The 12,878-nt window shown below is 40.3% G+C and carries 12 protein-coding genes; 6 read left to right on the top strand and 6 right to left on the bottom strand.

Annotation, left to right across the window (positions count from 1 at the left end):
• Positions 1-32 precede the first annotated feature (32 nt).
• A complete protein-coding gene (locus tag BGP15_RS12380) occupies positions 33-1,811 on the bottom strand; it encodes an AMP-dependent synthetase/ligase (RefSeq protein ID WP_201639371.1) in 1,779 nt (592 codons plus the stop codon).
• Positions 1,812-2,071: 260 nt separating this feature from the next.
• Positions 2,072-3,265, bottom strand: a complete 1,194-nt coding sequence (locus BGP15_RS12375; RefSeq protein WP_046675892.1) for a proline dehydrogenase family protein — start codon at positions 3,263-3,265, stop codon at positions 2,072-2,074.
• 95 nt (positions 3,266-3,360) lie between these two features.
• On the opposite strand from BGP15_RS12375, the gene BGP15_RS12370 reads away from it, so the two are divergent.
• The 3 genes from BGP15_RS12370 to BGP15_RS12360 all read left to right on the top strand — a co-directional run bounded on the left by BGP15_RS12370 (position 3,361) and on the right by BGP15_RS12360 (position 5,523).
• The gene (locus BGP15_RS12370; RefSeq protein ID WP_286769690.1) at positions 3,361-3,567 is read left to right on the top strand and encodes an RNA-binding S4 domain-containing protein; all 207 of its coding nucleotides are present in this window, start codon (positions 3,361-3,363) and stop codon (positions 3,565-3,567) included.
• Between the two features lie 50 nt (positions 3,568-3,617).
• On the top strand, positions 3,618-4,685 hold the full coding sequence (gene aroB, locus BGP15_RS12365; protein WP_286769689.1) for a 3-dehydroquinate synthase: 1,068 nt from the start codon (positions 3,618-3,620) through the stop codon (positions 4,683-4,685).
• A gap of 121 nt (positions 4,686-4,806) precedes the next feature.
• Complete coding sequence (locus tag BGP15_RS12360) at positions 4,807-5,523, top strand: ThuA domain-containing protein (protein WP_286769688.1); 717 nt, start codon at positions 4,807-4,809, stop codon at positions 5,521-5,523.
• A gap of 155 nt (positions 5,524-5,678) precedes the next feature.
• On the opposite strand, the gene BGP15_RS12355 is transcribed toward BGP15_RS12360, so the two are convergent.
• Both BGP15_RS12355 and BGP15_RS12350 read right to left on the bottom strand, forming a co-directional pair.
• Complete coding sequence (locus BGP15_RS12355) at positions 5,679-7,565, bottom strand: TonB-dependent receptor plug domain-containing protein (protein ID WP_286769687.1); 1,887 nt, start codon at positions 7,563-7,565, stop codon at positions 5,679-5,681.
• Between the two features lie 101 nt (positions 7,566-7,666).
• Complete coding sequence (locus BGP15_RS12350) at positions 7,667-8,578, bottom strand: zinc dependent phospholipase C family protein (RefSeq protein ID WP_286769686.1); 912 nt, start codon at positions 8,576-8,578, stop codon at positions 7,667-7,669.
• Positions 8,579-8,797: 219 nt separating this feature from the next.
• Between BGP15_RS12350 and BGP15_RS12345 the strand changes: the two genes are divergently transcribed.
• From BGP15_RS12345 to BGP15_RS12335, 3 genes are read left to right on the top strand one after another with little or no spacing between them, the layout of a single operon-like run.
• On the top strand, positions 8,798-9,784 hold the full coding sequence (locus tag BGP15_RS12345; RefSeq protein ID WP_046675898.1) for a glycosyltransferase family protein: 987 nt from the start codon (positions 8,798-8,800) through the stop codon (positions 9,782-9,784).
• Positions 9,785-9,790: 6 nt separating this feature from the next.
• Positions 9,791-10,522 carry a BamJ family beta-barrel-assembly machinery protein gene (gene bamJ / locus BGP15_RS12340; protein WP_286769685.1) on the top strand — a complete coding sequence of 244 codons (732 nt, stop codon included), beginning with the start codon at positions 9,791-9,793 and terminating at the stop codon, positions 10,520-10,522.
• The gene (locus BGP15_RS12335; protein ID WP_286769684.1) at positions 10,509-11,414 is read left to right on the top strand and encodes an aldo/keto reductase; all 906 of its coding nucleotides are present in this window, start codon (positions 10,509-10,511) and stop codon (positions 11,412-11,414) included. Before bamJ ends, BGP15_RS12335 begins: the two co-directional genes overlap by 14 nt.
• A 6-nt stretch (positions 11,415-11,420) precedes the next feature.
• On the opposite strand, the gene kdsB is transcribed toward BGP15_RS12335, so the two are convergent.
• Positions 11,421-12,164, bottom strand: coding sequence for a 3-deoxy-manno-octulosonate cytidylyltransferase (gene kdsB, locus BGP15_RS12330; protein ID WP_070568708.1), 744 nt, complete (start codon positions 12,162-12,164; stop codon positions 11,421-11,423).
• Positions 12,165-12,252: 88 nt separating this feature from the next.
• Positions 12,253-12,870: a deoxynucleoside kinase gene (locus BGP15_RS12325; protein ID WP_046675902.1), complete on the bottom strand. Its 618-nt coding sequence runs from the start codon at positions 12,868-12,870 to the stop codon at positions 12,253-12,255.
• Between the last annotated feature and the right edge of the window lie 8 nt (positions 12,871-12,878).

The raw sequence follows: 12,878 nt of genomic DNA, 5'->3' as shown, positions 1-12,878 counted from the left end.
CGCGCTGTGTCAAAATTTTGATCAGTTGATCCTTAATCCATCTCCATTTGATAGAGGTTATTGAACTCTTCTTGATGATGTTCGAGAATGACCTTCCGTTTCATTTTTAAGGTTGGTGTTAACTCTCCATTTTCAATAGTAAATTCATCGGTTAAAATAATTGGTTTCTTAATCTGCTCCCAGTTACCAAAGTGTTGGTTTGCACGACGTACCTCCTGATTGACTTTTTTTACAATGGCAGGGTCAGTCAGAAAATCGTCCTTTGTCATGGTTGCAAGTTCAGGAGCATCTGTTCTGGCCCAATCCAATAAATGGGCATAGTTTGGCACAATAAAGGCAGAGGCAAATTTCATCCCGTCACCGATTACCATTGCCTGTTCTATAAACTTAGATTCAACGAGCTTGGTTTCGATAGGTTGTGGTATAACGTACTTCCCGCCTGAAATTTTGAACATCTCTTTTTTTCGGTCAATGATTTTTAAGAATTTTTCATCTTCCCACTTCCCGATATCTCCGGTGTGCAACCATCCATCAATGATGGTTTTATCCGTCTCTGCCTTATTCTTATAATAGCCCATCATGACGTTGGGACCTTTTACCAATATCTCTCCGTCTTCGGCGAGTTTTATTTCAACAAAACGTACAGGAAGTCCAACAGTGCCAATGCGAATACCTTTGATATAATGATTGACTGAAATTAGTGGGGAGGCTTCGGTCATGCCGTAACCCTCATATAATGGAATTCCTGCAGCTAAGAAGGCACGTGTTAACTTGCTGTGAAGAGAGGCTGATCCAGAGGCAACGGTAAGCAATTCGCCACCCAAAGCCTCATACCATTTGTTAAGGACAAGTTTCTTGGCAAGCTTTAGTTTGAGATTATAGGATAGACTTCTTTTCTCAGGATTTGGATCATATTCTTCTGCAACTGAAACAGCCCAATCAAATACTTTGCGTTTGAAACCAGTGAGATCGTGGCCTGTTTTCATGATTTTCTCGTAAACTTTTTCCAGAATACGTGGGACAACGGTCATGATATGAGGTTTTACTTCCTTCAGATTATCACCAATCTTGTCAAAAGATTCTGCGATATAGATCGTAAAGCCAAGATACATATAGGTATATAAAACCATACGCTCGTAGGCGTGACAAGGAGGGAGGAAGGTCAGTCCGCGGTCATAAGCTTTACAAGGGGTAATTTCTGCTGCGCCCAATACATTGGAAAAGATATTATTGTGCGACAACATGACGCCTTTTGGTTTCCCTGTGGTTCCGGAAGTGTAAATCAGGGTAGCGAGATCTTCAGGTTTGATCTGATCGCGGAGTGCTGCTAGTTTTTCTGGGGAGCAATTGGAGCCTATATCATTAAGTTCTTTCCAGCTGCGTGTTCCTTCCTGTTCGGCGATACAAAAAAGATACTTCAATGTATAGATTGAATCGGTTAGATTCATCAGGCGATCGTACAAGCTTTTGTTACTGACGATACAAACCCTGATTTCGGCATCATTAAAAATATATTGATAGTCTGTATCGGTAATATTTGGATAGATGGCCACCACGACTGCACCAATTTGCTGGATTGCAAAGTCAATCATATGCCATTCCATGCTACTGCCGGCAATGAGACCAACTTTCTCGCTGGGTTTCACGCCAAGTTCAATCAGCCCTTTGGAGAGATTGTCTACTTGTTCAAGAAAATCTGCTGTTTTGATATAATTCCACTTGCCGTCCACTTTGTGCGCAAACATATCAAGATTGGGGTATTTGCCCATCTGTTGACGTGCAAGATCAAATAATCTAAGTTTTTCTTCCATTTCAAATCGTATTCTTTTAAGCTCCGCGGGAGCACCCTTCCAGTATGAACTTTGTTTTAAGGGAAAAGTTTGCAAACATAAATAATTGTTTCAAGAATATGGAATGATTTTGTAATTAGCTTGTTTCAAAAGTGCGAAGGGGAGCGATAGGTGAAGTGCTTTTGTGCTTTTCAAAAGTAGGGTGTTTCTTGGAGACCATTTGAGCATAGTTCCTTGAGTAGATGGACTTGATGCGCGCCAATTATAAAAAAAGCTAGTCGTTATCGACTAGCTTTTCTTCTTTGTTTTTCTTTGATCAAAAGCCCGAGCTCCCGACCTGTAGCTCCTGCGACTGAAGTATTTTCCTGTGCTCTACGGAAAAGGTATGGCATCACTGCTTTCACCGGTCCGTAAGGCATGTATTTGGCAACATTGTAGCCGTGTGCAGCTAAATTGAAGCTCAGGTTATCAGACATACCCAATAATTGTGCAAAGTAAATACGGTCGATTGATCTGTCGATACCGCGTCTGTCAATTTCCTTTGCAAGTAGCATGCTACTGTCCTCATTGTGTGTACCCGCCATTAGTCCAAAGTTGTCCAGATGGTCCAAGATAAATTCAATAGCTTCATTATAATCTCTATCGGAAGCTTCTTTATTTGGCTGGATGGGATCGGAATAACCTTTTTGCGCAGCGCGAGCACGTTCGATCTCCATATAGGCACCACGAACGATCTTAGCACCCATGTGAAATCCTCTAACTTTGGCGTATTCAAAGTCAGCTTTCAAAGATGCCAACTTATCACTACGGTACAATTGATAAGTATTATATACAATTGGTTTTTCCATATTGTATTTTTCCATCATTTCACGAGCGATATCGTCAATTGCATCTTGGATCCATGAATGTTCAGCATCTACTAAAACTTTTACACCAGCTGCATGACAAGCTTTACAGATGCGATCGGTACGATCCAACATACGTTGGTATTCTGCCTGTTCACTTTCTGTCAAGGCTTCCTTTGCATTGACTTTTTCAAACAGTTCAAATCGGCCTAATCCAGTTGGTTTAAATACTGAAAATGGAATGTATTTGTTTTTACTGGCCGCGACTACGGTGCGCAATACCTCGTTGCAGCAAGCGTCAAATGCACTTTCAGTTTCTTCTCCTTCAACGGAATAATCCAATATTGTTCCTACACCATTCTCTCCCAATTCGTTAATCGCATTTTCGCAACCTTCGATGGTCTCTCCGCCACAAAAATGCTTGAAGATTGTTTTACGGATGATACCCTGGATAGGTAATCCGATGTTCAGTGCAAAGTTGGTCATGGATGGACCTACTTTTGTCAAGAAGTTATTCGCTATTATTTTGAATAACCAATACGCTCTTTCCAAATCCTTATCGCTTTTACTTTTAAAAGCAATCTCTGTATTATCAAAGGATAATGTCTTGGGCTCAGAATTCTCAATCATAATCTTTATTTGCAATAAGGCAAATGTAGCAATTTACTAAGCATTAAAACGATGATAATTCTTGTATTCCTCAGTGAAACCACTATTTTTGTGAAATGCAAGAATTTAAAATCGAGGGCGAATATATCCAGCTCATACAGTTACTTAAAGCTTTAAATTGGGTGGAACATGGTGCTATGGCTCAGTGGGTTGTAGCGGAAGGGTATGTAAAGTATAATGGGCAGGTCGATTACCGGAAAAGGCTCAAATTGCGACCAGGAGATGTTGTTGAATTTGATAGGATGCAAATAAAATTGGTGTAATATTAAACAATATTGGTAAATAGAAAACTTAAACCTTAAAGAATCGTAGAATGGAAGTCATAGAAAGTTTGGGCTATCAGGTATATTTTGATGATACGTTGGCCTCTTTGGAGGCGTTTTTAGCTGAGCGCAGTTACTCAAAGATCATCGTCTTGGTGGATACCAACACCTTGGATAATTGTTTACCCTTATTTCAGCAGGCCTTACCCAATTTGGCGAATTATGACGTGATAGAAGTAGATCCTGGCGAGGAAAATAAAAATATTGATTTCTGTATTGGCGTATGGCATAATATGCTCGATTTCGGAGCGGATAGGCATTCGTTGATGATCAACCTGGGTGGTGGGGTAGTCACCGATATGGGGGGATTTGCAGCGTCAACTTTCAAAAGAGGGATGGATTTTATTCAAATTCCGACGACTTTACTTTCCCAGGTAGATGCATCGGTAGGAGGTAAGACCGGCATTGATATGGGCAGTGTGAAAAATATTATTGGAACTTTTGCACAACCTCAAGCAGTATTTATTTCAAGCCAGTTTTTGAAAACCCTAGATCAGCGTCAATTAATCTCAGGTTTTGCTGAAGTAATTAAACATGGACTGATCTTCGATCGGGCTTACTATGAGCGAGTGAAAACATTGGAGATCGATCAAATCGACAATTCTTTGATCAAACATTCTGTTTCGATCAAAAACCGTGTTATCCTTGAGGATCCGAAAGAAAAAGGACTGCGTAAAATTTTAAACTTTGGCCATACAATTGGTCATGCTATTGAGGGATACTCTTTGTTGAACGATGCTTCACCTTTATTACATGGAGAAGCTATTGCAGCGGGAATGATTTGTGAGGGGTACCTATCGCATAAATTGAATGGTTTGCCTTTGGATGAATTAAACGATTTGATCCAAACTTTTAGAAAATATTTCAACGACTACACATTTGATTCTTCCATTGATACAGCCCTGTTGGATCTGATGCGAAACGATAAGAAAAACTTGTCCAATCAGATCGGTTTCGCATTGCTTGACCAAATTGGCAGTTGTCAATATGATATCTACGTTTCTGAGGAAGATATTATTGAAAGCCTTGATTTTTATCGTGAGCTAATCACACCATAATAAAACAGAAAAGCCGTGTATCGGGAGAATGCACGGCTCTTCTTTACAGCTATTTTTATCGCAATTTCGTTGCGGAAATTAGTAAACCTAAACTTAAATCATCATAATAACCATTTATATCATGAATAGAATCTTCATTTTTCTGTTTCTCCTGTTGGGGATATCAGCTGCTGTTCAGGCACAAAGGCAAGTATTGATCTTTAGCAAGACAAAAGGGTTTAGACACGGAAGCATCGAAAAGGGTGCAGAGGTACTTAAGCAATTGCTTGATAAAGAAAAAATAAAATCTGATCATTCGGAGGATGCAGCTCTGTTTACCGATCAGGGATTGAACAAATATGACGCCGTTATCTTTCTGAGCACAACCGGCGATATTCTCGATAATGCGCAACAAGAAGCTTTTGTGCGGTATATCCAATCAGGAAAAGGGTTTGTGGGTATCCATGCGGCGACGGACACTGAGTTTGATTGGCCCTGGTATAATGGTCTTGTAGGGGCGTATTTTGCGTCTCATCCTGTTGTACAAAAAGCCAAAATTGATGTGCTGGATAGAAAACATCCGGCCACCAAGCACCTCCATCCGATCTGGTGGCACAAGGATGAGTGGTATAACTTCAAGGATGTGAAGGACGGATTGCATGTGTTGATGAATTTGGATGAAAAAAGCTACCAAGGAGGAAAAATGGGGGATCACCATCCAATCTCCTGGACCCAGAGCTACGATGGAGGGAAAGTCTTCTATACCGGGCTTGGACATACCGATGAGTCCTATGACGAACCTGAGTTCCAAAAACATTTAATTGGAGGAATTTTATCTGTTCTTCCCAAGAAAAAGTAACTTATTTTATAGTTGGCGTTTTCTTAAATAGGGCATGGTACATGCTTCTATGTGGCAATAACACAATGAAAAGTCCCAAATGGTCATTCCATTTGGGACTTTTTTATAATTGATGGCGAAATGGGAAGAGAACCGATTTTGCCATTTAATCGGGTTTAATAGTTCAGTTTATATTTTGCGCCGATACTAAACCAACGACCGGGCATAGGAACGGCGGCAGCTTCTATATAGCTCTTGTCAAATATATTCTGAACATCCACAAAGATGTTTAAGTCTTGGAGTTGGTACGATCCTCTTACGTCAGCGATGAAATAAGATTTGTAACTGATACGCTCATTAAAGCGGTTTGCAGAAGTGAACATCCAGTTCTTGTGGTTTATGGTAAAGTTGGCAATAACTTGATGCCTTAAGCTTTCAATAGCATATTTGGATAGTATCCCGTCTGCTAATGTTATGCTTGGGTTGAGATAATTATAACTTAGCGTTGTAAAGTATCGTGTCGTTGCGCTGGGATCATTGATATTATATCGGAATGAAGCATTGAATCCATCAATTTTATTTTTTCCAATATTTATTGGTTTCCACGGAATGACCGTTCCGCTTCCTGTAGTGGCATCCTCTTTTTGCCAGTCAATGAAATCGTTTATCCTTCGATGGAAATAGCCCACTTGCGCAATAACTCGATTGGATAAGTATTTTATACCACTTTCTATCTGATAGGCATTTTCAGAGCTCAGTGTGGGGTTTCCGACGTTGGCTGTCTGATTGGTGTAAAGATCCGTAAAGGAAGGGATACGTTGGCTAGAACCTGCGTTGACTACAATCTTCCAATGTTCGGTAATATCATAGCCCAAATCTAGACCCGGGAATACCTGCCAGCCAAATTTTGAGTTATAATTGATGTAGGCACCTGAGTTGATCATCAGTTTTTCGATCGCCTCGGTTTTGAATTCCAGGTAGCCGCCGTAATTCTCCCGGTTATGGTCGCCAATACTGGTGCTATTGATACGTTCAAATCGACTTTCTAATCCTAAGCCAAATGTACCATAACTTTGCTCCAATGTAGCATTGATTTCTGCTCCAAAGACGTTGCTGTAATGTTTGGATCTACCTTTCGTTGTTTCTCGGCCCAAATACCAATATTCATCTTCGTTGTAGCGATTACTGAGGCGTGGACTGATGGAAAATGCCTGTGTTAATTGATGCTTGGACTGCAGGGAAGCGAAAACTGTCTTAACCTGTTCATACGCTTCCTTGTCACTCGGTGCAGCGTAGTAACCATTGGCTCCAAATTGATTGTTGATATAGCCAACATTGGCTTTTATCATATTGGCTGTATTCGGTTGATATGTCCCGTCATAATAGAGTTTATTATTATTAGAGGCTGTATTATAGCGTTGCCCATTGGAGTCTTCGTGGCCAAAATATAAACCGTGGCTTGTTTGCTTGGTTAAGAACTGTGAGCCAAGCTGAACGCCTTTACCATAATACTTGCCTGTACTTGTCTGCTCATTATCTTTGAATGATGAACCACTATACACCTGGGCACTAATTTGATTTGATTCAATTTTTTTTGTTACGATGTTAATAGCGCCGGTTAGCGCATTAATGCCGAAAATTCTGGATGCTGGTCCTCGAATGATTTCGATACGTTCGATGGCCTCCAGCGGAACCGGAAGGTTCATATTGTGATGGGCACTCTGTGGATCGGTGATTTTAACACCATTGAGTAGGATCGCTGTCTGTTCAAAAGAGCCTCCGTCGATACTTATATCTGCCTGCGAACCGAATGGTCCACGTTGGCGAATATCAACTCCTGGGATATTGCTAAGCAATTCGTTGATTGATCGATTTGGTAGTCTCTGTATATCTTCCTGCGTCAATATTTGGATGTTCTTGCTTTGTTTTGAAAAAGGGATCTGTAAGCGATTTTGATTAATGATGACTTCACCCAAAGCGGTTGTGTCATTAATCTGCGCAGTCGCAGCTCCAATACTCAGTACTAATGCAAGTTTTGTTAACGTAATATTCTTATTCAACATGCTTTCCTAGATTTTACGCTGCAAAAGTAGCTTAGCAGATTAAAAAACAAATAGTCCGGTGTGAATAATACTGGTAGTCCGGATGATGTTTTATAGCCTTTTTACATCCATTCTTCTCGACCGATACGCTTTTTCCCTGTTATATCGATGTGATCTTGCTTGTTGGTGCTTTTTATTTTTTCGATGTTGGTCAAGTCGGGTTGGCCAGATTCGAGCCAGGCGGAATACCAATAGGAGGCAACACGTAAGATGGTTTTTTGCATTCTCCTTTCTACCATACCGTTCATGGCTTCATGATAGGCTCTGGCATAATTATCAGAGTAGGTCCATACCAATTGATTGTTTCGTTCAATAAATGATTTTTTTTGAGATGCCTTAAATTGACGATCGAGACCAGCTTCAATCGTCAAGACAGAATCCACAAGGCGATTACTTTCGTAAACAATAACCCAGGCTTCTTGTAGAGGATCTTTGATATAGCTCGCTTTTCCGACGCGAAGGTTGTATTTTTCGGAAAACATTTCCGGTAAGCGGCTTTCCCAGAATGCATGTATGCCTAGTTGATTGGTGAGCTGTCCATTGTAATTTTTAGTCGTATGCAATGGAACATGGGCGTCTGCAATATAATGGCCCAGTTCTGCTGAGTGTTTGATGATCCGTTTATAATCTTTTGCTTGAAAGGCCTTAACAAGCTTTTGATAGGTAAGGTTGATTTGCCAGGGTACTATACCATTTTTTAACAATTGACTTTCTTGAAATCTTTCTTTGGCTTGTGACCAATGTAGGGGTATGGTGTCAATTTTACTTTCCTTAAGGTAGTCCTCCATATCGATAAAATGTCTCGGGCCTTCAGCGCTATCTGTGAAGCAACGTTTGTCTGGATCGACCGCTTTTTCGGTAATAAGGTCGATATTGGATTTATAAAATTTTGCCAACTTTGCTGGTAGGGCGAAAACGGCATAATGATTAATTTTTTTATGCGCAAAAAATCCCCACGATGTTAAAATTAGCATGGCGATTATGCAAAGCATCTGATAAAATAGAGACTTCATGGGGTATCAAACTGGCTATTAATTAATTGTTGATATTAAATATACATAAAGGAAAATTAAAAACGGATTAACTGTATTTTTTATTGATGTTAATTTATATTTTCTTAACATAACTAAACAATAAAATAATATTGATACTCGTTAAAATTGATTAATTTGCCGACACAAAATGCAGTCGTTATGAAGATATTGTATGCCGTACAAGGGACAGGAAACGGACATCTGAGCCGTGCAATGGATATTGTCCCCTGTCTGAGGGAGTTAGGGGAAGTTGATGTTTTGGTTAGTGGAATTCAAGCGGATCTATCATTACCTTTTGAAGTGAAATACCGTTATCATGGGCTGAGTTTTATCTTCGGTAAATCCGGCGGGGTAGACCTGTGGAAAACTTTTATGAGTTCGACGATCCGCAAATTTACGAATGAAATTAAGAGCTTGCCCATCGAAAACTATGATTTGGTGATCAATGATTTTGAACCGATCTCTGCTTGGGCTTGTCATTCAAAAGATCTAGAATGCATTGGGCTGAGCCATCAGATCGCTGCTTTAGACCCCTCGAGCCCCAAGCCAGAAGATAGTGACATGTTGGGCAAATTTATCATGAAAAATTATGCTCCGTCTACCCATTCCTATGGTTTCCATTTCAAGCGGTACGGCAAGAACATTTATCCACCGGTTATCCGTAATGCTGTTCGTGAATTAAATGTCACCGATCAGGGACATTACACTGTTTACCTCCCCGCATATGACGATGCGCATCTTTTAAAGCATTTGATGAAGTTTCCGGACGTGAAATGGGATGTCTTTAGTAAACACAATTCAAAGGCATTTGACATGAAAAATGTAACGATAAGGCCGATCAATAACCAATCTTTTATTGATAGTATGGCATCTTCTTCTGGAGTTTTATGTGGGGCGGGTTTTGAAACACCGGCAGAAGCGTTATATTTGAAAAAGAAACTGTTAGTTATCCCAATGAAAAACCAGTATGAGCAGCATTTGAATGCAGCGTCATTGGAAGAGATGGGAGTGCCTGTAATTTCGAGTTTAAAACAGAAGAACATGCTGGCGATAGAAGCCTGGCTCAACAGTAAATCTAGGGTTGACGTTGATTACCCTAATATCACGCAAGAAATTATAAATGAAATCGTGCAGAAGCACCGTTAAACACACATGAAGTATATCGCATTAGCCCTATTATCCTTGACGACGGTCACAGGATTTGCTCAACAAAAAAAAACGAACACGGCGGCAAAGAAGAAGGTCGTCGCAACTAAACCAAGTGCAACAAATCAACTGAAAACGAAGGCCGATTCTGTGTCTTATGCATTTGGTGCCGATATCGGAAATTCCCTAAAGTCTATTGAGATCGATTATTTGAAGTCAGATGTCATTGCAAAAGCAATTTCGGATGTTCTGAAAGGAGAGAAGTCTCTATTGGAAGAGGGGCAAGGAAGAGCTGTTATCCAACAGGCGATCATGGACGTTCGTGCTAAAAAAGAGGCTGCTAGCCGTGCTGAAGAAGATAAATTTTTTGCCGAAAATGCAAAGGTTGCTGGGATGAAATCTACAGCTGAGGGGATTCAATATCTTGTTCTAAGTCAAACCGAAGGGCCAAAACCAAAAAGTGACGATGAGGTAACAGTGCATTATAAAGGTACCTTATTGAATGGAAAGCAATTTGATAGCTCATATGACCGTAAGGAGCCATTGAAACTATCCTTGGGTCAGGTGATCAAAGGTTGGCAGATTGGAATCCCGTTAATGTCCAAGGGGGCAAAGTATAAATTTTTTATACCAAGCAGATTAGCGTATGGCGAACGGGCAACAGGTGAAATTCCGGCAAACAGCACATTGGTGTTTGAGGTAGAATTGCTTGATATTGGTGCAGATGGAACAACGTAAATTAGGTAATACAAGCTTAATCGTTTCGGAAATAGGTTTGGGCTGTATGTCGCTAAAAAGCAATCAGTCCAAACAATCGAAAGATATTATCCAAAAAGCTTACGAGAAAGGGATCACTTTCTTCGATACGGCTGATCTCTACGATAGGGGTCTAAATGAGATGATCGTTGGGGAAAGTGTGCAAAGCTTTCGCAAACATATTGTGTTGGCGTCGAAAGTTGGTAACCATTGGCGTGCAGATGGATCAGGTTGGGATTGGAAGGCTTCAAAGGACTATATTATCAAGGCTGTGGAAGGTTCCTTGTCACGTTTAAAAACGGACTACATCGACCTCTATCAGTTACATGGTGGTACGATAGAAGATCCGATAGAGGAGATTGTTGAAGCGTTTGAGTTGTTGAAGAAACAAGGGAAAATCCGTGCTTATGGTCTTTCTTCAATTCGCCCAAATGTTATTAAGGCATTTTTATCCAAATCTGATATGGCCTCAGTTATGATGCAATACAGCTTATTGGATAGAAGACCTGAAGAAGAAATCAGTGGCTTATTGGAAGAACGGGGGGTAAGTATCGTCGTACGCGGCGTATTAGCCAAAGGTGTTCTCATTAACAAACCTATTGAACCTTTCTTGCAGTATAGTTCGGGAGAGGTGGCCCATATCGTGAGAAACTTGGCAAATCTTTCCAAACGTATCGGAAAAGACAATATGATTGTCGCACTTTCTTATGTGCTTTCTAACGCAGCTGTTGCTACAGCACTCGTTGGTGTGAGTACCAAATTGCAATTGGATGAATTGATCAGAGCAAAAGAGCAGATGATCAAATTCAGTGATTCGGATAAGCAGGTTCTATTGGAAGGTGTCCGGTCGTTATACTATACCGAACACCGGTAAGCTTTACTATTTATTGAAAAATAGTCTTAATATTTTAGCGAGGTCTTCTTTTGTATCCACAGCGACAGTTTCATGCGTTGTAATTGCCGTTTGAATGGCGTAACCGTTTTCTAACCAGCGCAGCTGTTCCAATGCTTCTGCTTCTTCTAGCATAGAAATAGGAAGTTGTGTCAGGGCTTTTAATGTATCTACCTGGTAGGCATATATTCCGATATGTTTATAGAATGTTTGCTTGTGTAGCCATTGGTCTTTTTCCACAGCTCTTAAAAAAGGAATGGTCTGCCGACTGAAGTAGATGGCTTCTCCTTTGGTGTTTCGGACAACTTTGGGTATGTTTACATTAAAGAGTTCCTCTTCTGCTGTAATTTCCTTGACCAAGGTCGCAATCTGCGTAGTGGTATCTTCAAAACAACTTGCTAAAAGATCAATTTGTGCGGGGTCGATAAAGGGTTCGTCACCCTGTATATTGATGGCAACATCATAGCCTCCTATATTCGTTATGACTTCGGCGCAACGATCTGTTCCCGATTGGTGATGTGCTGCGGTCATGACGACTTCGCCACCAAAAGAGCGTACAGTCTGTGCGATGCGTTGGTCGTCAGTAGCAACAACAACCTCGTTTAATTTTGTTGATTTTTTGACCTGTTCGTAGACACGCTGGATCATCGTTTTTCCTTCGATGTCGATTAGCGGTTTTCCAGGGAATCTACTCGATGCATATCGGGCAGGAATAATACCTAAAAATTTCATTTTTTATTTTTTATCATTGGCTGAGGAAATGCGCGTTTATCAAAAAGCCTGTAAAATCAATTGACTTACAGGCTTTTTGATGTCGCAATTATTCGAACAATCCAAATAATTCGGCTTCGATCTTTTGAATGATATTTCCGAGGTCCTCTGGGTTTGTGGTAAAATCCAGATTGTCTTTGTCGAGAATCATGACCTTACCGTCTTTGTAATTATTGATCCATTTATCGTATTTATCGTTTAGCTTTGACAAATAATCCAAACGAATTGCAGACTCATAATCACGGCCCCTTTTTTGGATATTATTCACCAGGGTAGGGACAGAGGCTTTGAGGTATATCAATAAATCCGGCGGTTTGATATAGTGGATGATGCTTTGAAAAATATTACTATAGTTTTCAAAATCACGTGCGCTCATTAAGCCCATATCATACAAGTTTTCGGCAAAGATATAAGCATCTTCATAAATGGTACGGTCCTGAATCATATCAATGCCGGTTTCCTGCAATTTTACAATATGTCTAAAGCGACTGTTGAGGAAAAAAATCTGAAGATTGAAAGCCCAGCGTTTCATGTCCGAATAAAAATCTTCCAGATAAGGGTTGTTGTCTACAGCTTCAAACTGAGGTTCAAATTTAAAGTGGCTGGCCAACATTTCGGTTAATGTTGTTTTGCCGGCACCTATATTTCCAACGATAGCTATGTGCATATTATTTC

It is taken from the genome of Sphingobacterium sp. 40-24, from assembly GCF_001899705.1.
Lineage (GTDB): Bacteria > Bacteroidota > Bacteroidia > Sphingobacteriales > Sphingobacteriaceae > Sphingobacterium > Sphingobacterium multivorum.
Note: the sequence above shows the minus strand (reverse complement) of the source record. Positions and strands in the feature narration are given on the sequence as shown.

Excerpts from the sequence above, each read along its gene's own strand:
- BGP15_RS12375 (WP_046675892.1), bottom strand. The coding sequence starts at position 3,265 with ATGATTGAGAATTCTGAGCCCAAGACATTATCCTTTGATAATACAGAG.
- aroB (WP_286769689.1), top strand. The coding sequence starts at position 3,618 with ATGGAAGTCATAGAAAGTTTGGGCTATCAGGTATATTTTGATGATACG.
- BGP15_RS12380 (WP_201639371.1), bottom strand. The coding sequence starts at position 1,811 with ATGGAAGAAAAACTTAGATTATTTGATCTTGCACGTCAACAGATGGGC.
- BGP15_RS12325 (WP_046675902.1), bottom strand. The coding sequence starts at position 12,870 with ATGCACATAGCTATCGTTGGAAATATAGGTGCCGGCAAAACAACATTA.
- bamJ (WP_286769685.1), top strand. The coding sequence starts at position 9,791 with ATGAAGTATATCGCATTAGCCCTATTATCCTTGACGACGGTCACAGGA.
- kdsB (WP_070568708.1), bottom strand. The coding sequence starts at position 12,164 with ATGAAATTTTTAGGTATTATTCCTGCCCGATATGCATCGAGTAGATTC.
- BGP15_RS12345 (WP_046675898.1), top strand. The coding sequence starts at position 8,798 with ATGAAGATATTGTATGCCGTACAAGGGACAGGAAACGGACATCTGAGC.
- BGP15_RS12355 (WP_286769687.1), bottom strand. The coding sequence starts at position 7,565 with ATGTTGAATAAGAATATTACGTTAACAAAACTTGCATTAGTACTGAGT.
- BGP15_RS12370 (WP_286769690.1), top strand. The coding sequence starts at position 3,361 with ATGCAAGAATTTAAAATCGAGGGCGAATATATCCAGCTCATACAGTTA.
- BGP15_RS12335 (WP_286769684.1), top strand. The coding sequence starts at position 10,509 with ATGGAACAACGTAAATTAGGTAATACAAGCTTAATCGTTTCGGAAATA.
- BGP15_RS12350 (WP_286769686.1), bottom strand. The coding sequence starts at position 8,578 with ATGCTAATTTTAACATCGTGGGGATTTTTTGCGCATAAAAAAATTAAT.
- BGP15_RS12360 (WP_286769688.1), top strand. The coding sequence starts at position 4,807 with ATGAATAGAATCTTCATTTTTCTGTTTCTCCTGTTGGGGATATCAGCT.